Here is a 19,950-nt window from a genome sequence, read left to right on the forward strand (position 1 = left end):
CGCGCAATGATCTCAGACAGCTTCCAGGCACCATCCTGTGGATGTCCACTGCAACCGATGGGTCGGGCCGATGGCCTGGATAAACGCCTCGTCATGGGATACCACCACCAATGCGCCGGCAAACCCTTGCAACGCCTGTTCGAAGGCAAGCACCGACTCCAGGTCCAAGTGGTTGGTCGGTTCGTCCAGCAGCAGTAATTGCGCCGGGATCTCACGCCACAGGGCAATCGCCATCGCGGCCTTTAAACGCTCGCCACCGCTGAGCTGCGCGACCGGCTGAGTCACACGCACGGCGTTCAGTTGCAGCAAAGCCAGGCGAGTACGCAGCTCGCCTTCGGCCAGCGGCGTTTCGAGCAGATTGAGGTGCTCGATAACCGAACGTTGGTCCTCCAGAAAGGCCAGTTGCTGATCGATGTAGGCGGTGGGTACCGGCACCCAACACTCACCGCTGACTGGGTGGGAATCGCCCGCCAGCACTTTGAGCAAGGTGGATTTACCGCAACCGTTAGGGCCCTGCACGATTACTCGCACGGGGCCCATCAAACTGAGCGTCAGTGCGGGTGTATGCAACCATGGTAGGCGTGCATCCACCAACCTCAGCACCAGACGCCCCTTAGGCACCGTCGACGCCGGCAAGGCGATCAATGTCGGCGACTGTTCCTCCACGCGCTCATGGGCTTGGCGGACCTGAGTATCCAGTTGTTGTTTACGCGCGTATTGCTCACTGCGCACGCTGCTGACCACTTCGCTGGCGGTGCGCTTCCAGCGCGCCTGGGTAAACCGGTCCACATTCGCGGTTTGTGCGTGCTGGTGCGCACGGGCGGCATTGCGTTGCAGTGTATCGTGGTCCTTTTGTAGGCGACGGCGTTCGCGACTGCGCTCCAGGCGCGCCTGTTCCAATGCCGCGACGGCGGCCTGTTGCTCGGCGTCGCGTTGCCGGCGATAAGTCTCGTAATTACCGCCATAGACGAGAAGACCGAGGGGCGACACTTCGACGATGCGCGCCAGGCTATCGAGCAAGGGCCGATCGTGACTGACCACCACCAAGCCGCCGCGCCACTGGCCCAGCGCTCGCATCAGCCAGGCGCGGCCATCGCTGTCGAGGTGGTTGGTGGGCTCGTCGAGTACCAGCACCTGTGGCGACGCCAACAGGGCGCCGATCAGCACTACCCGCGCCAGTTGGCCGCCACTGAGCTGTTCGGCCGATGAATCCGCCGCCAGTGACCCCAGACCGGCTTCATCCAGGGCCGCGCGCAGACGTTCGGGTAGATCCCAGCGATTGTCGATCAGGTCAAAATCGTCGATGTGCGCCGCGCCCGCAGCCATGCGTTCCAGCGCTGCCAGCACGTTGGCAGTGCCGCTAAGATCGGCAACGCTCATTCCCGGATTGACCACCACCCGTTGCGGCACATAGACCGCGCTGGCCGAGCGGGTGATCGAGCCGGATGACGGCACAAGCACCCCGGCGATCAATTGCGCGAGCACGCTTTTGCCACGGCCATTGCGTCCCACAATACCGGTGGAGGTGTGATCGATGGACAGGTTCACGTCAGCCAGCAAGGTTTCGCCATTGGCGAACTGGAAGGTAACGTGTTGCAGGGAAATCATTGCGGGCAGCCGTTTGACGTGAGTCATCAGCACCTCCAAAAAAATGTCGGACAGGCCAACTAGCGCGCATGGCGCTGGTTGCGGATACATTTTGGAAGGCTTAGTGGTTCACGTCGGCGGTCGTCCTAGAGAACAGGAGGGCGGCAGAGCCTAACCTGCCTTGGCCTTTTGCGGCAAGTCGGCGGCCAGTCTTTCCAGGAACATCGCCAGTGCAACTTCCTCGGCTTTCAAGCCTTTGCGCACTCGCGGCTTGGGCAATTTCGACAACTCGCCAAGGCTGAAATGCTCCAGCACCGCCGGGTGGATGTAACACTTGCGGCACACCGCCGGAGTATTACCCAGCTGTTTGGCGACATCCTTGACCATCGCCACCACATGGCGCTTAGCATCGGATTCGGGCTGCCACTCCAACTCGCGCAGCACCGCCAACGCCATGGCGGTGCCGGCCCAGGTGCGGTAGTCCTTGGCGGTGAAGTCTTCGCCGGTGAGGCTGTGCAGATAGGCATTCACATCATGCGAGCTGACCGTGTGGCGCTCGCCGTTCTCGTCCAAGTACTGGAACAGGTTCTGTCCCGGCAATTCCATGCAGCGTTTCACCACATTTGCCAGGCGGCGGTCCTTCACGCTGAGCTGGTGCTCGACGCCGCTCTTGCCGCGAAACTGGAACTGGATTTCGCTGCCTTTGACGTCCACATGACGGTTGCGCAGGGTGGTCAAGCCATAGGATTTGTTGTCGCGGGCGTATTGGGTATTGCCGACGCGGATCAGGGTGGCGTCCAGCAGCATCACCACGGTAGCCAGGACTTTCTCGCGGGTGAAACCGGGCTCGGCCAGTTGTGCTTCCAACTGCTTGCGCAGTTTTGGCAGGGCATTGCCGAAGGCTTGCAAGCGCGCGTACTTGTCGGTGTCGCGCACTTCGCGCCAGCGTGTGTGGTAGCGGTATTGCTTGCGCCCACGGGCGTCGCGGCCGGTGGCTTGCAGGTGGCCGCGCGGGTCGGCGCAGATCCACACGTCGGTGTAGGCCGGTGGCACCGCCAGGGCGTTGAGACGTCGGATCTCGTCAGCATCGGTGATGCGTTCGCCCTTGGGGTCGAAGTACTGGAATTTGCCGCGCACTTTCTTGCGGCGAATGCCCGGCTGGGTGTCATCAACGTAATGCAGGTCGCGAGGCAGGTCGGCGGGCAGCGCGGAGTCGGGCATGGGTCAGGTTCCTTGGCAACAAAATCAGGCCGGTATGTCTGATGGACCGCAGCTGTGTGCGGTCGTGCCAAAAGGTTTGCTAGGCCAGCACCGCCACGGCCTTGATCTGCGCCCACAGAGGCTGGCCGGGATGCAATTGCAACTGATCGCGGGAAAACCGTGTGATGCGCGCCAGTAACGGTGTACCACCGGCGTCCAGGCGCACCAGTACATGGGCGCTGTTGTCCGCGGCGATTTCCTCGGTGACGGTCACCGGCAAACGGTTGAGGATGCTGCTGTGTTCTTCGGCCTGCGGGCTGAGGCTCACGTCACGAGCCTGCACCTTGACCCGCAGGGCCTGGCCGATGCCCAGCGGTGCGTGGGCCACGCGCATGGTCGAGGCACTGCCCGGCAACTGCAACGTGAGTAATTGGTAGTGCGCATCGTAGGCAGTGACCACGCCGTCGATCACCACACCGGCTTCGTCGCCACGCGCCAGGGGCAGGTCCAGGCGCGCCAGCGTGTCGCCGATGGGACCGCTGGCCAAGGCCTTGCCGTCGCTGAGCAGCACGATGTGATCGGCCAGGCGCGCCACCTCATCCTGGGCATGGCTGACGTACAGCACCGGGATGTCTAACTCGTCGTGCAGGCGTTCCAGGTACGGCAGGATTTCGCTTTTGCGCTGGCTGTCGAGGGCGGCCAGGGGCTCATCCATCAGCAGTAAGCGCGGGCTGGTAAGCAGAGCGCGGGCGATGCCGATGCGCTGGCGCTCGCCGCCGGACAGGTGCTGCGGGTGACGTTCGAGCAAGTGGCCGATGCCCAGCAGTTCGGTGGCCTGAGTGATGTCCACCCGCCGTTGCGCGCGCGGTGTGCGCTTGAGTCCGAAGGCCAGGTTGGCGCGCACCGACAAATGCGCAAACAGGCTCGCTTCCTGGAACACATACCCCAACGGGCGCTGGTGCGGTGGTACGAATAGGCCGCTGCGGCTGTCTTGCCAGACCTCATCGTTGATCCGCACAAAGCCGTCGCCGGCCCGCTCCAACCCGGCGATGCAGCGCAGGCAAGTGGTCTTGCCCGAGCCGGAATGCCCGTACAGCGCAGTGACGCCGCGCCCGGGCAGGTGCAGGTCCACATCGAGAGCAAAGCCGGAGTACGACAGTCGCAGGCGTATTTCCATCATCGATATCAGTTCCAGCCCATGTTGGTTTTACGGCTGGAGTAGAGCGCCAGCAACACAAAGAACGCGAACACCACCATGGCGCCGGCCAGCCAATGGGCCTGGGCGTATTCCATGGCTTCGACATGGTCGTAGATCTGCACCGACACCACGCGCGTCTTGTCCGGAATATTGCCGCCGATCATCAGCACCACACCGAATTCACCCACGGTGTGGGCAAAGCCCAGAATGGATGCGGTGACAAACCCCGGCCGCGCCAGGGGCAGGATGACGCTGAAGAACGTGTCCCACGGCCCGGCGCGCAGTGTCGCAGCGACTTCCAAAGGCCGCGTGCCGATGGCCGAAAAAGCGTTTTGCAACGGCTGCACCACAAACGGCATGGAATAGATCACCGAGCCAATCACCAGCCCGGCGAAGCTGAATGTCAGGGTGCCCAGCCCCAGCCACTGGGTGAACTGGCCGAAGTAACCGTTGGGCCCCATGCTAAGCAGCAGGTAAAAGCCGATCACCGTCGGTGGCAGCACCAGGGGCAGGGCGACGATCGCCCCCACCGGCCCGCGCCACCAGGAGCGCGTACGTGACAGCCACAGGGCAATTGGAGTGCCGATGACCAGCAGGATCACGGTGGTCAGTGACGCCAGTTTGATGGTCAACCAGATCGCGGAAAAATCGGCACTCGATAGGGGCATTTACAGCTCGTAACCGTAGGATTTGATAACGGCAGCGGCTTTCGGCCCTTTGAGGTATTCGACCAGCGCTTTGGCAGCGGCGCTGTCTTTGCCTTTGTTGAGGATCACCGCGTCCTGTTTGATCGGGTCATGCAAGGCCGCGGGGACGATCCACGCCGAACCGCTGGTGACTTTGCCGTCTTTATAGATCTGCGACAAGGCCACAAAGCCCAGCTCGGCATTGCCAGTGGAAACGAACTGATAGGCCTGGGTGATGTTCTGGCCTTCGACGAGCTTGTCCTTGACCTGTTCGCTCAGGCCCTGTTTGGCCAATACCTGGGTGGCGGCCAGACCATAGGGCGCGGCTTTGGGGTTGGCGATGGACAAGTGCTTGAACTGATTGCGTTTTAATACCTCACCGTTGGCATCGACATAGCCAGCTTGAGGCGACCACAGCGCTAAGGTGCCCACCGCGTAGGTGAAGCGCGAGCCTTTGACTGTATCGCCTTCGTTTTCGAGTTTCTGTGGGGTGCTGTCGTCGGCGCTGAGGAACACTTCAAAGGGCGCGCCGTTCTTGATCTGGGTGTAGAACTGGCCGGTGGCGCCGTAGGACGCGACCAGTTTATGGCCGGTGTCCTGTTCGAAGCTGGCGGCCAGCGCCTGGATCGGTGCGGTGAAATTGGCCGCCACCGCCACTTGGACTTCATCGGCGTGGGCCGAGCCGAACACGAGGGCGGTAGCCAGGACGGCCAGGCGTGAGGCATGAATCAGCATGAAGCAGCTCCTTGGAATGCACGGCGTGGTTAATCGCTATGTACGGGACTATATAGCGGTTAGCCACTGCCGGTACAGTGCAACGTTGCCGCAACGGATTACGTGAGTTTGGCCAGCGCCTGCTCGGCCAATTGACGCGTCAGTTCATAGGTGCCGATGTCACGGCCCAGACGCAAGGCCTGGCCTGACCACAGGTTGCTGAAACCGCCTTCATCCTTTGCTTTGAGCGGCATCAAGGCGCCGCCGGCGCGGGGAAATGCCGGCGCTGCGGGATTCATCGCGCCCAATTCGCGCATGACTCGATTGACGATGCCTCGCGCCGGGCGGCCGGTGAACAGGTTGGTCAAGGCGGTTTCACTGGCCTGGGCGTGGCGCAACCCATAGTGATGGGCCGCGCTCACATTGGCTTCGGGGGTAAACAGGTACGCCGTGCCGACCTGCACCGCCGAGGCGCCCAGGGCGAACGCGGCGACGACGCCCCGCGCGTCGCCGATACCCCCCGCGGCGATCACCGGCACGCTGACGGCGTCGACGATCTGCGGCACCAGCGCCATCAGGCCGATCTGAGTGTTGAGGTCATCGCTAAGGAACATGCCCCGGTGACCTCCAGCCTCGATGCCCATGGCGATGATTGCATCGCAACCGTGGGCCTCTAGCCAGAGGGCTTCTTCCACCGTGGTGGCCGACGACAGCACTTTGGCCCCCGTGGCTTTGACCCGATCTAACAAAGCTTTTTCCGGCAGCCCGAAGTGGAAACTGACGACCTCGGGGCGGAACGCCTCTACCACCTGACACGCCTCGTCGTTGAACGGCGCACGGTTGGACACCGGCGTCGGCGCCTCGAAATCGGCGCCCAGTTCGCAGTAGAACGGTTGCAGCAGGGCTTTCCAGCGTTGGTCGCGAGCCTCGTCCGGCGCAGGCGGCTGATGGCAGAAGAAGTTCACGTTAATCGGCCGGTTGCTGGCCGCACGGATGACGCTGAGGCTTTCACGCAGCTGCTCGATACTCAGCGCGGCGGCGGGCAACGAGCCCAACGCGCCTGCCTGGTTGGCGGCAATCACCATGGCGGGCGTGGTGCCGACGGCCATGGGCGCCTGGATAATGGGTACCTCGATGCCGAGCAAGTCGAGAATCCGTGTGTCAGGCCAGGTGCTCATGGATGGGGCTCCAGCGAAGGTCAGTGGTTTCGCTGTTTTTAGCAGGGCGTATGCCACGCGGCCAGTCTGTTTTATTCACTGGACGCTGTGGACGTTTCGTGCAGGGCTATCAGCTTTTGCTGTTACGTTCGCGCTCAAGCAATGCCTGCTTGCGTGCAACGCCCCAGCGGTAGCCGGACAGCTCGCCATCGCTGCGCACCACCCGATGGCAAGGGATTGCCACTGCAAGGCTGTTAGCGCCGCACGCCTGGGCCACGGCACGAAACGACTTGGGTGCGCCGATGCGCTGGGCGATCTGCGCATAACTGGCCGTGCTGCCCACAGGGATATCCCGCAAGGCTTGCCACACACGCTCCTGAAACGCGGTGCCACGCAGGTCCAACGGCAAATCCAGGCCCAGCGCGGGCGCCTCGACAAAGCCGACGACCTGGGCCACCAACCTTTCGAACGTCGCATCGGCGCCCACCAGTTCGGCCTTGGGGAATTGGTCTTGCAGGTCGCGCAGCAGTTGTTCGGGGTCGTCACCCAGCAGGATCGCACAGACGCCTCGACTGCTCTGCGCCACCAAAATCGCCCCCAGCGAGCACTGCCCGACGGCGAACCAAATAGCGTTGTGAGCGCCGCCGGCCTTGTAGTCGCTGGGTTTCATGCCAAGCAGCTGATCGGCCGCTTCATAAAAACGACTGTTGGAATTAAAACCGGCGTCGTACAGCGCAGCCGTCACGGAATGCTGGCCCTTGAGCCCGTCGCGCACTTTGCGGGAACGATGGGCATTGGCGTAGCCCTTGGGCGTCAGGCCCGTCACGGCCCTGAAAACGCGATGGAAATGGAATGGGCTCAGACCGGCTCGGTCAGCGAGGGTATTCAAGCTCGGCGCAGTGGCGGCGTGCTCGATATGCCGGCATGCGTCGGCCACCAATTGGGCATGGTGGGCGGCCAGTTGGGTCTGGTCGCCGCTCGCGCGTTTGCTGGGGCGATAGCCGGCGGCTTCGGCCTGCGCCGGGGTGTCGAAAAACTCAATATTCTCCGGGCGCGGCAGCCGCGAAGCGCTGCTGGGGCGGCAGTAGACACCGGTGGTCTTAACGCCATACACAAACGACCCGTCGGCGTTGCTGTCGCGGGCCACAATGGCGGCCCAGCGGGGATCTTGTTCGATAGTCATGCTTGGCACTCTTGACGGCTCCCGGGCAGATTAACCGCGCCGAGACCGCCTGGCACTCCGAAGCTTGCGGTCAAATCAACCGGCGGTGCGTAGCGTCAGGTTGATGCGTTGCGGGCCCATCACCGGATGCACCCCTTCTTTGATCGGCATCACCCCATGAAAACGCAGGCGGTCCACACCGCCCCAGACCACCACATCGCCATGGAACAGCGAGACTTTCTGCGGTTTGTCTGCACGGGCATGGCCACCGAACAGGAAGATCGCCGGCAGGCCCAGGGATATTGACACCACGGGCGCTGCGTAATCGCGCTCGTTTTTGTCCTGGTGCAGCGACATCTTGGCCCGGGCCACGTAGCGGTTGATCAGGCAGGCGTCGGGGGCGAAGGCGGCGAAACCGGCCTCGGCCGCCGCCTCTACAGCCAATGAGCGCAAGGCTTCGGGCAAGGCGGGCCAAGGCTGTTGGGTGCGCGGGTCGAAGGGGGTGTAGCGATAGCCGGTGGTGTCGGTGGTCCAGCCCAGGTCACCACAACTGCTCAAGGCTGCCGACATGGTAAAGCCACCGGGGGTAACCATTTGGCGAAACGGTGCTTGCGCCAACACGCGGCGCAGTTCCGGTAGAAGACGATCAATCCAAGGCAGGGCATAGCCTCTTAGCACGTAGGACTGTTCGCCGATCTGCTCACGCCCTGCGGGTTGCTGCAAGGCGTGGTCGGCGAACAGGTCCGCAGTGGGGCCGGGCATGGGCTTAGAGTGCCTTGCTCACAGTGATGTCGGTAATTTCATCACTGGATTCATGAATTTTCGCCAAGGCTTGCTTGGCTTCTTCCAAGTCGTTGCTGTGCAGGTGGGCAAACTCGAAACGGCGCTCGCCGTTGAGCTTGTACTTGATCACGTATTTGGTGGTGGCAGTCACGGTTATTTCCTGTGGAAGGGCGGATCAGCTCAGCTTGGAGCTGGTACGACGCACGATACGAATCTTGTGGGACAGCGCAGGTTTGCGGGTCACGCTGATGGCGCGGCGGGTGACCACATCCAGGGTGATGTTCCAGAAACCGGTGCTCGGCGCGGTGATCTTCGCAGGGAATTTATCGAACGCACCGCCATGGTAAGTGTGGCGGCCGCCGTTTTTGAAGCTGCGAAAGTTCGCGTCGCTCATCAGACGGATATTGCAGGTTTGCGAGCATTCGATGACGACAATATCTCCCTCGTTGAGGTGCTCGCGCTGGTGGATAAATTTCATGGGAGTGTCTCCAGAAGGACTTTTTCTGAAAAATCAGAATGATACGTAGGTTAAGATGGAGTTTATCAGCCCCAGCGCGTTTATTATCGGCCCGTCTTCAACGGCGTCGACAATTTAAAACAGTTATTTACCGTGTGATCAGGGATAAATCCTACGTGTCCGGGAGAAATTTACCATCCCCGCTGTCGTAGGGTCTTTATCGGAGGTTTTTATATGAAGTGGAGTGTGTTGGTTCTGGCCTTGGCGTTGGGTGGATGTGCTTCGGTTGCAGACATCAAGCAGACCCCGCCAACGTTGGCAGTGATTTCCGGTAAGAAGCCGCAGGAATACGCCGCATGTGTTGTGCAGAAACTCTCCACTACCCGTCGGCCACCGCAGATCGAGCCGCACAAGGAAGGCGTCAGGGTGATCGTGCCGCAGAAGTTCTCGGCCGACCCATCGGCGATTTTTGAAATCGAGGAACGCTCCAGCGGCAGCAGCATCAAGCTCTACGAGAGCATGTCGAATGTGCCGATTCGTCCGGGCGATGTGAAAAAAGCCGGTGAGGACTGCATCTCCGGCTGATCCTTTGAGCCTCATCATCAGACTTCGAATCCGATAAAAGCCTGGCCCTGCCGCTGCAGTGTCAGGCTTTTTTATTCTCGGCGTTAATATTGTGGAAGCAGGGCCATTGCCCTACGCTTTGTAAGGTTTATGCCGTAAGGGCATCAACTCATAACAATAAAAACGGAGTCGTGATGAAAGCTCTGCAACGAGTGCTGATAAGTAGCGCGCTGCTTTTGCTGATGGATAACGCCCAGGCGCTGGATGGTAAGAAAATTTTTATGGAAGGCGGTGCGCAGCCGGGCGCCATGCCCTGTGTGGCTTGCCATGGTGCGGATGGTTCAGGCATGGCGGCGGCTGGTTTCCCCCGGTTGGCGGGCCTGCCAGCGGCCTATGTACGCAAGCAGCTGGAAGATTTCAAAAGCGGTAGCCGCAGCAACCCGGTGATGCGCCCGCTGGCAATTGCCCTGACACAGGCGGAGCTGGACGCACTGAGCCAAGCCATCGCCGCGATGCCGGCGCCAGCACCGGCTGCGCTGCACCGCAGCGAAATACCGACCACAGCCGCGCAGCAACTTGCCTGGCAAGGCGCGTGGGAGCGACAGATTCCTGCGTGCGTCAGTTGTCACGGTCCGGCCGGCAGCGGCATCGGTGACGCGTTCCCGCCACTGGCCGGCCAGCCCGCGACCTATCTGGCTGCGCAGTTGAGCGCCTGGCAGAACGGCACTCGCCGCAACGATGCCAATGATCTGATGGGACACATCGCCAAGTCACTGACCGCCGAGGAAGTCCAGGGTGTCGCTCAGTACTTCGCGTCATTGAACGTGGAGGCTAAGCCATGAAGGCGCATCTGATCACTCCCGCTGTCGGGCTGTTGATGGTCCTGCCAAGCCATGCCGCAACCATCGCCATGGAAGACCAATCCCAGTTAGTGCCCCATTCGGCCGAATCGTCTGCCAGCGTGTTCCAGCCGCCGGCGGAAAAAGACTTGCCCGACAATGCCTATGGCAAGTTGGTCAGGCAGGGATATGCCTTGTTCGTCGACACCAAGCGTCTGGCCCCGCAGTTTGTCGGCAACGGCCTCAATTGCAGCAATTGCCATCTCAACCAGGGCCGCCTGGCCAACTCGGCGCCGTTGTGGGCGGCCTATCCGATGTATCCGGCTTATAGAAAGAAGAACGACAAGGTCAACACCTACGCGGAGCGGTTGCAGGGCTGTTTCCAATTCAGCATGAACGGCGGCACCCCGCCGGCCGCCGACAGCCCGGAAATCACCGCTTTATCGGTGTACTCCTATTGGCTGGCCAGTAAGGCGCCGCTGGGCGTCGAGCTGCCGGGGCGCGGGTACCCAGAGGTGGCGCAACCGGCAGACGGTTACAGCTTGGCTCGGGGCGCACAGGTCTATGGAGAGCAGTGTGCGGTGTGTCATGGGCCGCAAGGCCAAGGGCAAAAGGTAGGCGACGACTACGCGATGCCACCGCTATGGGGTAAGGATTCCTACAATTGGGGCGCGGGCATGCACCGCATCAATACGGCCGCATCGTTTATCAAACACAATATGCCACTGGGTAAAGGCGGCAGTTTGAGCGACCAGCAGGCCTGGGATGTGGCGGCCTACGTCAACAGCCACGAACGGCCGCAGGATCCGCGCCTGGTGGACGGCTCGGTGGAGAAGACCCGACTGAAGTTCCACGCCAACGACGGCGTCAATTTGTATGGCCAAACCGTAGAGGGCGTGCTGATCGGGCAGGGCATCCGTTAGACTGTCGACCATTCAATGCAAAAATGCCGTGCGAGCCCGGGTTCGCGCGGTATTTGTCTTTTTCTGGAAGCCAGTTATGAAACGTGAAGATGTCAGAGCCCGCCATGCCGAGGGTCAGATCTCGGCCACCCATGTCATCCAGAATCCTGCCGACCTCGGCGAGTGGATCGTTTTCTTCAAAAAAAGCGGTGGACGCAGTTTCTTCCTGGTGGACGATCAGGACGAGGTGGAGTCGTTCCAGCGCCTGGACGATCTGATCGAGACCATTCGCGGACTGGGCATCAAGTTCGCCGACATTCAGCTGTAAGCGCCGACGCTTATTTGCACACCACGACGACGCTGCGGCTTTTGTAGTTGCCAACGTCCTGGCCCAGGGTTTTCTCGCTTTCCTTGAGCGACGGCGTGCCTTCGGTGCCGACAATACGGTAGCCGGTGCCTGCACATGAAGCGTCGGCCTTTTCGTAACAGCTGGCCCAGGAATTGGCTTCGCCGGAACAGTCAATGGTCAGGCCTTGTTCGCCGTTTTTCAGGTAGACGTCCGAGGTGGTGGTGCAGCCGGCGAGTGCCAGTGCCGCAGTAAGTGCCAGAATCTTGTTCATAGGTGTTCGTCATCAAGGGTGTAGGAGGGGAGCGCTGACACTGTCGTGGGGCGTTTGGCGAAGATTATAGCGAACTGCCATCTGCGTACAGACAAACACAAAAAAGCCCCATTCTCAGGGGCTTCATAGGTGAAGGCTGACGCTTACTTGCCTTTTGGGCGCTTGCTCGAAGCGTGGCCGGCCTCATCCACGAACACTTCGGCCACTGCGATCGCCTCACGTTCGGTGGCGAAGGTGCCAGCGACGCTGTCGCCGTGGAAGTTGATCAAATGCCAGCCGTCCGCGCGCTGGGTAATCAGGTAGCCGTTCACACCTTTGGGTTCTGACATCTATTAACAATCTCGTGGTCTGGTTCAAGGCCGCAATGATAGCGCCAAATGTCAGGGTTCAGGGCAAGTTAATCCAGTCAATGTTCCAGCGCGCCAGCGTGATAAAAAGGCTTCAGCAGATTGAAACAATAAGCAGTGGGTATTTTTGCCGAAGTAACGGCAGTGCTGTTTGTAAGATAAGTGGAACTTACGCTGAGATTTTTTCTCTATGATGACATCGCAACGCCAGCAGGACCCATTGTAAGGTGGCTGCGGCCTGATTAGACTGCGCCGAATTCCGTACGCATAGCCCTTTGTAAGGACCCATATGATCAAGAAATGCTTGTTCCCAGCAGCCGGTTACGGCACTCGCTTCTTGCCAGCGACCAAGGCCATGCCCAAAGAGATGCTGCCGGTGGTGAACAAGCCACTGATTCAGTACGGTGTGGAAGAAGCTCTGGATGCCGGTCTGAATGAAATCTCCATTGTGACCGGTCGCGGTAAGCGCGCCCTGGAAGACCACTTCGACATCAGCTACGAGCTGGAAAATCAGATCAAGGGCACCGACAAGGAAAAATACCTGGTCGGCATCCGTAAGCTGCTTGACGAGTGCTCGTTCTCCTACACCCGCCAGACGCAAATGAAAGGCCTCGGCCACGCGATTCTGACCGGCCGTCCGCTGATCGGTGACGAACCGTTCGCCGTGGTACTGGCGGACGACCTGTGCGTAAACCTGGAAGGCGACGGCGTACTGACCCAGATGGTCAAGCTGTACCAGAAATACCGCTGCACCATCGTTGCCGTGATGGAAGTGAACCCGACCGAAACCAACAAGTACGGCGTGATCGCCGGTGATGATATTGGTGATGGCCTGATCCGCGTACGCGACATGGTCGAGAAACCTGCACCGGAAGATGCTCCATCGAACCTGGCGATCATCGGTCGCTACATCCTGACCCCGGACATCTTCAAGTTGATCGAAGAAACCGAGCCAGGCAAGGGCGGTGAGATCCAAATCACCGACGCTCTGTTGAAGCAAGCCAAAGACGGCTGCGTGATTGCCTACAAGTTCAAGGGCCAGCGTTTCGACTGCGGCGGCGCGGAAGGCTACATCGAAGCCACCAACTTCTGCTACGAGCACTTCTACAAGACTGGCAAGGCGTACTGATTCACGCCTGCTCGTCGGTTTTAAGAGAAAGCCACCTTCGGGTGGCTTTTTCGTTTTTCAGCCTTATGTAAGTCGGTATGCTGGTGTCCTGCCGAGGAGAGTGAAATGGCCTACGATTTTGATCTGTATGTAATTGGCGCCGGTTCCGGCGGTGTTCGCGCGGCGCGTTTTGCCGCAGGGTTTGGCGCCAAGGTTGCCGTCGCGGAAAGCCGCTATCTGGGCGGCACCTGTGTGAACGTGGGCTGCGTGCCGAAAAAGCTCTTGGTGTACGGCGCGCATTTTGCCGAAGACTTCGAACAGGCCAGCGGCTTTGGCTGGTCCTTGGGCGAGGCGAATTTCGACTGGGCGACGTTGATCGCCAATAAGGATCGCGAGATCAATCGCCTCAATGGCATCTATCGCAACCTGCTGGTCAACAGTGGCGTGACCCTGCACGAAGGGCACGCGCGATTGGTGGATCCGCATCAGGTGGAAATCAATGGTGAGCGCTTTACCGCCAAGCACATCCTGATCGCCACGGGTGGCTGGCCGCAGATTCCGGAGATTCCAGGGCGCGAACATGCCATTGGCTCCAATGAAGCGTTTTTCCTCAAGGAGTTGCCTAAGCGCGTGCTGGTGGTGGGCGGCGGTTATATCGCCGTTGAGTTTGCCGGGATTTTCCATGGCCTGGGCGCTCAGACTAGCCTGCTGTATCGCGGTGATTTGTTCTTGCGCGGCTTTGACGGCTCGGTGCGCAAGCATCTGCAGGAGGAGTTGACTAAACGCGGCTTGGACCTGCAGTTCAGCGCCGATATCGAACGCATCGACAAACAAGCCGATGGCAGCCTGAAGGCCACGCTCAAGGATGGCGGTGTGCTGGAAGCGGACTGCGTGTTCTATGCGACCGGTCGGCGTCCGATGCTGGACAACCTGGGCCTGGAAAACACCGGGGTCGCCCTCGACGAGCGTGGCTTTGTGCAGGTCAATGACCAGTATGAAACCACCGAGCCTTCAATCCTGGCCATCGGCGATGTGATTGGTCGCGTGCAACTCACTCCGGTTGCCCTGGCTGAAGGCATGGCCGTAGCGCGTCGCCTATTCAAACCCGAGCAGTATCGCCCAGTGGATTACGCGATGATTCCGACAGCGGTGTTCAGCCTGCCGAATATCGGCACTGTAGGTTTGACAGAGGAGGAGGCGAAGAAAAACGGCCATAACGTTCAGATTTTCGAAAGTCGCTTCCGCCCGATGAAACTGACCCTGACCGACTGCCAGGAAAAGACCCTGATGAAGCTCGTGGTAGATGCCGATACCGACAAGGTGTTGGGCTGTCATATGGTCGGCCCGGACGCGGGCGAAATCGTTCAGGGCCTGGCGATCGCGCTCAAGGCGGGCGCGACCAAGCGGCATTTTGACGAAACCATAGGCGTGCATCCTACGGCGGCGGAAGAATTCGTCACCATGCGCACGCCAGTGGCCGACTGATCAGTCGGAGGGCTTGGCCTCTGGCGCCGTTGCAACGACGGCGGCCAGACGCAAGGCTTCGATACTGGCCTGGGCCTTGAGCAGGTCCAGTTCCAGGGCTTTATTGGCTTGCTGGTATTCAGTCAGTGCTGCCTGTCGCGACTGACTGTCCAGCAGCGCCACGCGCAGACGCTCTTGAAGCAAGGTGCGCTCGCCGTCGATACGGTTGAGCTGTTCGCTGAGCTGGCGGCGCTCGGTCTGATCTTTCTGGAATTTTTCCTGCAGTGCCGCCAGCTCTTTCGCTGTGACCCGCTGTTCGATCAGCAGCCGCTCATTATCCCGATGCAACTGAGTGATCTCATCCTGACGCACCATAGCGCTTTGCTGGGCCTGGCGTAGCTCTGCCTGAACTTGTTGCAATTGGCCTTCGTGGCGCCGCTGTTCCTGCTCGCGCTGTTCCTTGATGGCGCTGCGGTAGTGCTCCAGGGCATCCCGTGCATGGGTGTGTTTGTCTTCCAGCGAGCGGATCTGCTCATCTTTGTCGTTGAGGCGCAACTCGTAATCGCTGCACGCCTGGCTCAGCCCGGCATTGCGGGTCTGCTCGGTTTGCAGGCTGGTACTGGCGGTTTGCAAGGCTGCGCTTTCTTCCGCCAGGGCAGCGGCTTGAATATCGAATTGCTGCTGAAGCTGCTGATGGGCGTCCTGCAGGGTTTGCAGCTGGGCGTGCAGGGCGGTTTTCTCTTGTTCGAATTGCGCCAAGGCCAGGTCGATCGGCTCCTGAGCCTTGTCTTTGAGGCGCTGGGCCAGCCGCGCGACCAGCTCGCTCAGCTCTTCGTCGATGGGCGCCTCGGTGATGGTGACGCGTGATTCGCTCTCATCCAACTCCTTCAAGTAGCGGTGAATGGTGGTCTTGGAGCCGGTATTGCCCATTTCGATGCGTACTGCATCGATGCTGGGGTGTTCGCCTCTGGCGATGATCGCCAAGCGTGCCGTTTGAACCACTGCTTTATTGATGCCGCCGCGCGCCATGAGGTCTCCGTCGATTTAGTACTGTGGTACGTAATATGTAGTTACGTACTATAACATGGATTATTTCACGTTAAAATTATGGATTTAACAGGTGGGATATTGGCGTATTATCCCGCGTCATGCGCGTCTCCAGCGCAAATGTCCCCGCTTCCAGTACGAATAGGCCCTCCATGAGCGATCTGGATCGATACCTCAACGCCGCCACTCGCGATAACACGCGCCGTAGCTACCGCGCGGCCATTGAACATTTTGAAGTGAGCTGGGGCGGCTTTCTGCCGGCCACCAGCGACAGCGTGGCGCGCTACCTGGTCGCGCACGCGGGTGTGCTGGCGGTCAATACCTTGAAGTTGCGGCTCTCGGCGTTGGCGCAGTGGCATACCAGCCAAGGCTTTCCTGATCCGACCAAGGCGCCGGTGGTGCGTAAGGTGCTCAAGGGCATCCGTGCGGTGCACCCGGCGCGGGAAAAGCAAGCCGAGCCGCTGCAACTCCAACAGTTGGAGCAGGTGGTGGCATTTCTTGAGCAGGAGGTGCAGGAGGCGAGCGAGTCCCAGGACACGGCACGGCTGCTGCGGGCCACGCGCGACAGGGCGTTGATCCTGCTGGGCTTCTGGCGTGGCTTTCGCAGTGACGAGCTATGCCGCTTGCAAGTGGAGCATGTGCAGGTCACACCGGGGGCCGGTATCAGCCTATATGTGCCGCGCAGCAAAAGTGATCGCGACAACCTGGGCAAGACCTACCACACCCCGGCTCTGCTGCGCCTGTGCCCAGTGCGGGCCTATGGCGATTGGCTGAGTACGGCGGCGTTGGTGCGCGGGCCGGTGTTTCGTGCTATCGACCGCTGGGGCAATGTAGGGGAGGAGGGCTTGCATCCCAACAGCGTCATCCCGCTGTTGCGCCAGATCCTACAGCGCGCCGGTATATCGGCCGAGCTGTACACCAGCCATTCGCTGCGCCGTGGCTTCGCCTCTTGGGCCACGGCAAATGGCTGGGATCTCAAGGCCTTGATGACCTATGTAGGCTGGAAAGACATCAAGTCTGCCATGCGCTATGTTGAAGCGACGCCCTTTCTTGGTATGACGCTGGCTAATCAGCCATTGATTTAAGTTTTCTTCTATTAATAGGGTGACCTGATAGGGAAAACCAATCACCAGCATCAGGTTTGCCAATGAGCCATCTATCGAGAGACTGGGTAGGATTCACCTCATCAACTTCTTAACCCCTGACGGAGAGTCAACGATGCCTATCATCAACAGCCAAGTAAAACCGTTTAAAGCCACTGCGTTCAAAAACGGCAGCTTCGTAGATGTGACCGACGCTGACCTGAAAGGCAAATGGTCTGTGGTGTTCTTCTACCCAGCCGACTTCACCTTCGTTTGCCCAACCGAGCTGGAAGACCTGGCCGACAACTACGCCGAATTCCAGAAACTGGGCGTCGAGATCTACAGCGTGTCCACCGACACCCACTTTGCCCACGCAGCCTGGCACAACACTTCGCCAGCCATCGGCAAAATCCAGTACACCATGATCGGCGACCCGACCCTGACCATCTCCCGCAACTTCGACGTGCTGATCGAAGAAGCTGGCCTGGCAGACCGTGGCACTTTCGTGATCAACCCGGAAGGCCAGATCAAAATCGTTGAACTCAACGACGGCGGTGTGGGCCGTGACGCTTCCGAGCTGCTGCGCAAAATCAAGGCCGCTCAGTACGTTGCCGCTCACCCGGGTGAAGTGTGCCCAGCCAAGTGGAAAGAAGGCGAGGCCACTCTGGCTCCGTCCCTGGACCTGGTCGGCAAGATCTAAGTCTGTGAAGTCTCTAGGGCGGGTTTCCGCACCTGTGAAGTAAGCTGCAACCGCCCTCAAAACGCCCGGGCGAGATTCGCTCGGGCGTTTTTTTTCGACTGTAATAAACCGAATGAACAGGAAATCGCCCGTATGTTGGACGCCAATCTTAAAGCTCAGTTGAAGTCATACCTGGAACGGGTCACCCAGCCGATCGAGATCGTCGCCTCCCTCGACGACGGTGCGAAATCCCAGGAAATGCTGGCTCTTTTACAAGACGTAACCAGCCTTACCACGCTGATTACGCTGAAAACCGATGGTGACGATGGGCGTAAGCCGTCGTTCTCCATCAACCGCCCGGGTGCCGAGATCAGCCTGCGTTTTGCCGGTATCCCCATGGGCCATGAATTCACTTCGTTGGTGCTGGCCCTGCTGCAAGTCGGTGGCCACCCGTCGAAGGCCAGTGTCGAAGTGATTGAACAGATCCGCGCCCTCAAAGGCGAGTTCAGCTTCGAGACCTACTTCTCGCTGTCCTGCCAGAACTGCCCTGATGTGGTCCAGGCGCTGAACCTGATGGCAGTGCTCAACCCGAATATCCGCCACGTTGCTATCGACGGTGCGCTGTTTCAGGCTGAGGTCGATGAGCGCCAGATCATGGCGGTGCCCAGCGTTTACCTCAATGGGGTCAACTTTGGCCAGGGCCGTATGGGGCTGGAAGAAATCCTCGCCAAGCTGGACACCAGCGGCGCCGAAAAAGCCGCTGAGAAAATCAGCGCTAAAGACGCCTTTGATGTGCTGGTGGTCGGCGGTGGCCCGGCGGGCTCCTCGGCGGCTATCTATGCTGCGCGTAAAGGCATTCGTACCGGTGTTGCCGCCGAGCGTTTCGGTGGCCAGGTGCTGGACACCATGTCCATCGAAAACTTTATCTCGGTACAGGAAACCGAAGGGCCGAAACTGGCTAGTGCTCTGGAAGCCCATGTGCGCCAGTACGACGTGGACATCATGAACCTGCAGCGTGCCAGCAGCCTGATCCCGGCAAAAAATGCCGGCGAACTGCACGAGATCCGCTTCGAAAGCGGCGCTACCCTCAAGTCCAAGACCGTGATTCTGGCCACCGGTGCACGCTGGCGCGAAATGGGTGTGCCGGGCGAGCAGGAATACAAGGCCAAGGGCGTGTGTTTCTGCCCACACTGCGACGGCCCGCTGTTCAAGGGCAAACGTGTGGCAGTGATCGGCGGCGGCAACTCCGGCGTCGAAGCGGCCATCGATCTGGCGGGTATTGTTAGCCACGTTACGCTGCTGGAATTCGACAGCAAGTTGCGCGCCGATGCAGTCCTGCAGCGTAAGCTGTACAGCCTGCCGAATGTGGACGTGATCACCAGTGCATTGACAAGCGAAGTGAAAGGCGATGGGCAGAAAGTCACCGGCCTGGCGTACAAAGATCGCGACAGCGGCGAGTTCAAGACCCTCGACCTGGAAGGTATCTTCGTACAGATCGGCCTGCTGCCCAACACCGATTGGCTCAAAGGCACGGTGGAGCTGACGCCGCGTGGCGAGATCATCGTCGATGCCCGTGGCGAGACCTCACTGCCTGGCGTGTTTGCCGCCGGCGACGTCACTACTGTGCCGTATAAGCAGATCGTGATCGCCGTGGGCGAGGGCGCCAAGGCCTCCTTGAGCGCATTCGACCACCTGATCCGCACCTCCGCGCCAGCATAAATACAGGCCCGGAAATGCAAAACCCCATGAGCGATCATGGGGTTTTTTCGTTTACATCGGTGCGGGTTGAATAATCTCGACCCAGTAACCGTCCGGGTCTTTGATAAATGCCAGGCTTTTCATGCGGCCATCGGTCAGACGTTTCTGGAAGTCACAGCCCAGGGCTTCGAAACGCTCGCAGGCGGCAACGATATCTGGTACCGAGATGCAGATATGGCCAAAACCACGCGGATCAGTGTTGCCGTTATGGTAGGCAAAGTCCGCATCGTTTTCGGTGCCGTGGTTGTGGGTCAGTTCCAGGATGCCGGGAATCGACTTCATCCACTGAGTACGCTCGGCCGCGTCGGCCGGGATCTGGGATTTATCCACGAGCGCCAGGAAGTACAGGCTGAATTCAGCTTCCGGGAAGTCGCGCTTTTCAACCAGGGAGAACCCCAGGACGCGGGTGTAGAAATCCAGCGAGCGGGTGATGTCCTTGACCCGCAGCATGGTGTGGTTGAACACGAAGTTCGTGGTGGCGGTATCAGGCTGGGCGGTGACGCCCGGGAAAGTGTTCAGTTCGTGCAGGCTCATGGGCCCTCCAGAAAAAAATGGGGCAAACGCGACTCCAGCGTGGAGTGCTCCCTTGGCTTGCG

The 19,950-nt window shown here is 60.0% G+C and carries 23 protein-coding genes; 9 read left to right on the forward strand and 14 right to left on the reverse strand.

What is annotated here, in order from left to right:
* Nucleotides 1–12: 12 nt before the first annotated feature.
* From YA0848_RS24865 to YA0848_RS24910, 10 genes are all read right to left on the reverse strand, one after another.
* Nucleotides 13–1,635 carry an ABC-F family ATP-binding cassette domain-containing protein gene (locus YA0848_RS24865; protein WP_034098020.1) on the reverse strand — a complete coding sequence of 541 codons (1,623 nt, stop codon included), beginning with the start codon at nucleotides 1,633–1,635 and terminating at the stop codon, nucleotides 13–15.
* A gap of 123 nt (nucleotides 1,636–1,758) precedes the next feature.
* The gene (locus tag YA0848_RS24870; protein ID WP_034098018.1) at nucleotides 1,759–2,808 is read right to left on the reverse strand and encodes a DNA topoisomerase IB; all 1,050 of its coding nucleotides are present in this window, start codon (nucleotides 2,806–2,808) and stop codon (nucleotides 1,759–1,761) included.
* A gap of 79 nt (nucleotides 2,809–2,887) precedes the next feature.
* Nucleotides 2,888–3,967 (reverse strand): molybdenum ABC transporter ATP-binding protein, encoded by a 1,080-nt coding sequence (gene modC, locus YA0848_RS24875; protein WP_047882170.1) that lies wholly within the window; start codon nucleotides 3,965–3,967, stop codon nucleotides 2,888–2,890.
* Between the two features lie 5 nt (nucleotides 3,968–3,972).
* Nucleotides 3,973–4,653 (reverse strand): molybdate ABC transporter permease subunit, encoded by a 681-nt coding sequence (gene modB / locus YA0848_RS24880; protein WP_034098015.1) that lies wholly within the window; start codon nucleotides 4,651–4,653, stop codon nucleotides 3,973–3,975.
* Nucleotides 4,654–5,406 (reverse strand): molybdate ABC transporter substrate-binding protein, encoded by a 753-nt coding sequence (gene modA / locus YA0848_RS24885; RefSeq protein ID WP_034113791.1) that lies wholly within the window; start codon nucleotides 5,404–5,406, stop codon nucleotides 4,654–4,656. It lies immediately after the preceding gene.
* Nucleotides 5,407–5,504: 98 nt separating this feature from the next.
* Entirely contained in the window at nucleotides 5,505–6,563 is a 1,059-nt protein-coding gene (locus YA0848_RS24890; RefSeq protein WP_169902612.1) for an NAD(P)H-dependent flavin oxidoreductase, read from the reverse strand.
* Nucleotides 6,564–6,672: 109 nt separating this feature from the next.
* The gene (ada, locus tag YA0848_RS24895) at nucleotides 6,673–7,725 is read right to left on the reverse strand and encodes a bifunctional DNA-binding transcriptional regulator/O6-methylguanine-DNA methyltransferase Ada (RefSeq protein WP_169867779.1); all 1,053 of its coding nucleotides are present in this window, start codon (nucleotides 7,723–7,725) and stop codon (nucleotides 6,673–6,675) included.
* Nucleotides 7,726–7,800: 75 nt separating this feature from the next.
* Nucleotides 7,801–8,466: a DNA oxidative demethylase AlkB gene (gene alkB / locus YA0848_RS24900; protein WP_169867780.1), complete on the reverse strand. Its 666-nt coding sequence runs from the start codon at nucleotides 8,464–8,466 to the stop codon at nucleotides 7,801–7,803.
* A 4-nt stretch (nucleotides 8,467–8,470) separates the two neighbouring features.
* Complete coding sequence (locus YA0848_RS24905; protein ID WP_098100993.1) at nucleotides 8,471–8,638, reverse strand: hypothetical protein; 168 nt, start codon at nucleotides 8,636–8,638, stop codon at nucleotides 8,471–8,473.
* A 24-nt stretch (nucleotides 8,639–8,662) separates the two neighbouring features.
* On the reverse strand, nucleotides 8,663–8,965 hold the full coding sequence (locus tag YA0848_RS24910) for a DUF1883 domain-containing protein (protein WP_003191319.1): 303 nt from the start codon (nucleotides 8,963–8,965) through the stop codon (nucleotides 8,663–8,665).
* A 213-nt stretch (nucleotides 8,966–9,178) separates the two neighbouring features.
* Between YA0848_RS24910 and YA0848_RS24915 the strand changes: the two genes are divergently transcribed.
* The 4 genes from YA0848_RS24915 (at nucleotide 9,179) to YA0848_RS24930 (ending at nucleotide 11,577) form a co-directional block, all read left to right on the forward strand.
* Nucleotides 9,179–9,529, forward strand: a complete 351-nt coding sequence (locus YA0848_RS24915; protein WP_034098008.1) for a hypothetical protein — start codon at nucleotides 9,179–9,181, stop codon at nucleotides 9,527–9,529.
* Nucleotides 9,530–9,702: 173 nt separating this feature from the next.
* Entirely contained in the window at nucleotides 9,703–10,350 is a 648-nt protein-coding gene (locus YA0848_RS24920; protein WP_169902611.1) for a c-type cytochrome, read from the forward strand.
* Nucleotides 10,347–11,270 carry a c-type cytochrome gene (locus tag YA0848_RS24925; protein WP_169902610.1) on the forward strand — a complete coding sequence of 308 codons (924 nt, stop codon included), beginning with the start codon at nucleotides 10,347–10,349 and terminating at the stop codon, nucleotides 11,268–11,270. Before YA0848_RS24920 ends, YA0848_RS24925 begins: the two co-directional genes overlap by 4 nt.
* A 76-nt stretch (nucleotides 11,271–11,346) precedes the next feature.
* Nucleotides 11,347–11,577, forward strand: a complete 231-nt coding sequence (locus YA0848_RS24930; protein ID WP_034098003.1) for a hypothetical protein — start codon at nucleotides 11,347–11,349, stop codon at nucleotides 11,575–11,577.
* A 10-nt stretch (nucleotides 11,578–11,587) separates the two neighbouring features.
* Here YA0848_RS24930 and YA0848_RS24935 read toward each other — a convergent pair whose 3' ends face one another.
* On the reverse strand, nucleotides 11,588–11,869 hold the full coding sequence (locus YA0848_RS24935; RefSeq protein ID WP_034098001.1) for a hypothetical protein: 282 nt from the start codon (nucleotides 11,867–11,869) through the stop codon (nucleotides 11,588–11,590).
* A 143-nt stretch (nucleotides 11,870–12,012) separates the two neighbouring features.
* Nucleotides 12,013–12,198, reverse strand: a complete 186-nt coding sequence (locus tag YA0848_RS24940) for a hypothetical protein (protein ID WP_016969599.1) — start codon at nucleotides 12,196–12,198, stop codon at nucleotides 12,013–12,015.
* A 307-nt stretch (nucleotides 12,199–12,505) separates the two neighbouring features.
* Between YA0848_RS24940 and galU the strand changes: the two genes are divergently transcribed.
* Both galU and gorA read left to right on the forward strand, forming a co-directional pair.
* A complete protein-coding gene (galU, locus tag YA0848_RS24945) occupies nucleotides 12,506–13,345 on the forward strand; it encodes a UTP--glucose-1-phosphate uridylyltransferase GalU (protein WP_003173830.1) in 840 nt (279 codons plus the stop codon).
* A gap of 105 nt (nucleotides 13,346–13,450) precedes the next feature.
* On the forward strand, nucleotides 13,451–14,809 hold the full coding sequence (gorA, locus tag YA0848_RS24950) for a glutathione-disulfide reductase (protein ID WP_184316309.1): 1,359 nt from the start codon (nucleotides 13,451–13,453) through the stop codon (nucleotides 14,807–14,809).
* Here the strand turns inward: gorA and YA0848_RS24955 are convergent, their stop codons facing one another.
* Nucleotides 14,810–15,817 (reverse strand): DNA-binding protein, encoded by a 1,008-nt coding sequence (locus YA0848_RS24955; protein WP_040268400.1) that lies wholly within the window; start codon nucleotides 15,815–15,817, stop codon nucleotides 14,810–14,812.
* 170 nt (nucleotides 15,818–15,987) lie between these two features.
* Between YA0848_RS24955 and YA0848_RS24960 the strand changes: the two genes are divergently transcribed.
* The 3 genes from YA0848_RS24960 to ahpF all read left to right on the forward strand — a co-directional run bounded on the left by YA0848_RS24960 (nucleotide 15,988) and on the right by ahpF (nucleotide 19,315).
* On the forward strand, nucleotides 15,988–16,920 hold the full coding sequence (locus tag YA0848_RS24960; protein WP_198731445.1) for a site-specific integrase: 933 nt from the start codon (nucleotides 15,988–15,990) through the stop codon (nucleotides 16,918–16,920).
* Nucleotides 16,921–17,053: 133 nt separating this feature from the next.
* Nucleotides 17,054–17,617: an alkyl hydroperoxide reductase subunit C gene (gene ahpC / locus YA0848_RS24965; protein ID WP_003191303.1), complete on the forward strand. Its 564-nt coding sequence runs from the start codon at nucleotides 17,054–17,056 to the stop codon at nucleotides 17,615–17,617.
* A gap of 132 nt (nucleotides 17,618–17,749) precedes the next feature.
* On the forward strand, nucleotides 17,750–19,315 hold the full coding sequence (gene ahpF, locus YA0848_RS24970; protein ID WP_034097991.1) for an alkyl hydroperoxide reductase subunit F: 1,566 nt from the start codon (nucleotides 17,750–17,752) through the stop codon (nucleotides 19,313–19,315).
* A 51-nt stretch (nucleotides 19,316–19,366) separates the two neighbouring features.
* On the opposite strand, the gene gloA is transcribed toward ahpF, so the two are convergent.
* Nucleotides 19,367–19,888, reverse strand: a complete 522-nt coding sequence (gloA, locus tag YA0848_RS24975) for a lactoylglutathione lyase (protein WP_034097989.1) — start codon at nucleotides 19,886–19,888, stop codon at nucleotides 19,367–19,369.
* Between the last annotated feature and the right edge of the window lie 62 nt (nucleotides 19,889–19,950).

The sequence above is a fragment of the Pseudomonas sp. S4_EA_1b genome (assembly GCF_016307435.1).
In the GTDB taxonomy this organism is placed as follows: domain Bacteria; phylum Pseudomonadota; class Gammaproteobacteria; order Pseudomonadales; family Pseudomonadaceae; genus Aquipseudomonas; species Aquipseudomonas rhodesiae.

Bases quoted from the DNA above. Each gene is read 5' to 3' on its own strand.
- YA0848_RS24865 (WP_034098020.1), bottom strand. From the start codon at position 1,635: ATGACTCACGTCAAACGGCTGCCCGCAATGATTTCCCTGCAACACGTT.
- YA0848_RS24870 (WP_034098018.1), bottom strand. From the start codon at position 2,808: ATGCCCGACTCCGCGCTGCCCGCCGACCTGCCTCGCGACCTGCATTAC.
- modC (WP_047882170.1), bottom strand. From the start codon at position 3,967: ATGATGGAAATACGCCTGCGACTGTCGTACTCCGGCTTTGCTCTCGAT.
- modB (WP_034098015.1), bottom strand. From the start codon at position 4,653: ATGCCCCTATCGAGTGCCGATTTTTCCGCGATCTGGTTGACCATCAAA.
- modA (WP_034113791.1), bottom strand. From the start codon at position 5,406: ATGCTGATTCATGCCTCACGCCTGGCCGTCCTGGCTACCGCCCTCGTG.
- YA0848_RS24890 (WP_169902612.1), bottom strand. From the start codon at position 6,563: ATGAGCACCTGGCCTGACACACGGATTCTCGACTTGCTCGGCATCGAG.
- ada (WP_169867779.1), bottom strand. From the start codon at position 7,725: ATGACTATCGAACAAGATCCCCGCTGGGCCGCCATTGTGGCCCGCGAC.
- alkB (WP_169867780.1), bottom strand. From the start codon at position 8,466: ATGCCCGGCCCCACTGCGGACCTGTTCGCCGACCACGCCTTGCAGCAA.
- YA0848_RS24910 (WP_003191319.1), bottom strand. From the start codon at position 8,965: ATGAAATTTATCCACCAGCGCGAGCACCTCAACGAGGGAGATATTGTC.
- YA0848_RS24915 (WP_034098008.1), top strand. From the start codon at position 9,179: ATGAAGTGGAGTGTGTTGGTTCTGGCCTTGGCGTTGGGTGGATGTGCT.
- YA0848_RS24920 (WP_169902611.1), top strand. From the start codon at position 9,703: ATGAAAGCTCTGCAACGAGTGCTGATAAGTAGCGCGCTGCTTTTGCTG.
- YA0848_RS24925 (WP_169902610.1), top strand. From the start codon at position 10,347: ATGAAGGCGCATCTGATCACTCCCGCTGTCGGGCTGTTGATGGTCCTG.
- YA0848_RS24930 (WP_034098003.1), top strand. From the start codon at position 11,347: ATGAAACGTGAAGATGTCAGAGCCCGCCATGCCGAGGGTCAGATCTCG.
- YA0848_RS24935 (WP_034098001.1), bottom strand. From the start codon at position 11,869: ATGAACAAGATTCTGGCACTTACTGCGGCACTGGCACTCGCCGGCTGC.
- YA0848_RS24940 (WP_016969599.1), bottom strand. From the start codon at position 12,198: ATGTCAGAACCCAAAGGTGTGAACGGCTACCTGATTACCCAGCGCGCG.
- galU (WP_003173830.1), top strand. From the start codon at position 12,506: ATGATCAAGAAATGCTTGTTCCCAGCAGCCGGTTACGGCACTCGCTTC.
- gorA (WP_184316309.1), top strand. From the start codon at position 13,451: ATGGCCTACGATTTTGATCTGTATGTAATTGGCGCCGGTTCCGGCGGT.
- YA0848_RS24955 (WP_040268400.1), bottom strand. From the start codon at position 15,817: ATGGCGCGCGGCGGCATCAATAAAGCAGTGGTTCAAACGGCACGCTTG.
- YA0848_RS24960 (WP_198731445.1), top strand. From the start codon at position 15,988: ATGAGCGATCTGGATCGATACCTCAACGCCGCCACTCGCGATAACACG.
- ahpC (WP_003191303.1), top strand. From the start codon at position 17,054: ATGCCTATCATCAACAGCCAAGTAAAACCGTTTAAAGCCACTGCGTTC.
- ahpF (WP_034097991.1), top strand. From the start codon at position 17,750: ATGTTGGACGCCAATCTTAAAGCTCAGTTGAAGTCATACCTGGAACGG.
- gloA (WP_034097989.1), bottom strand. From the start codon at position 19,888: ATGAGCCTGCACGAACTGAACACTTTCCCGGGCGTCACCGCCCAGCCT.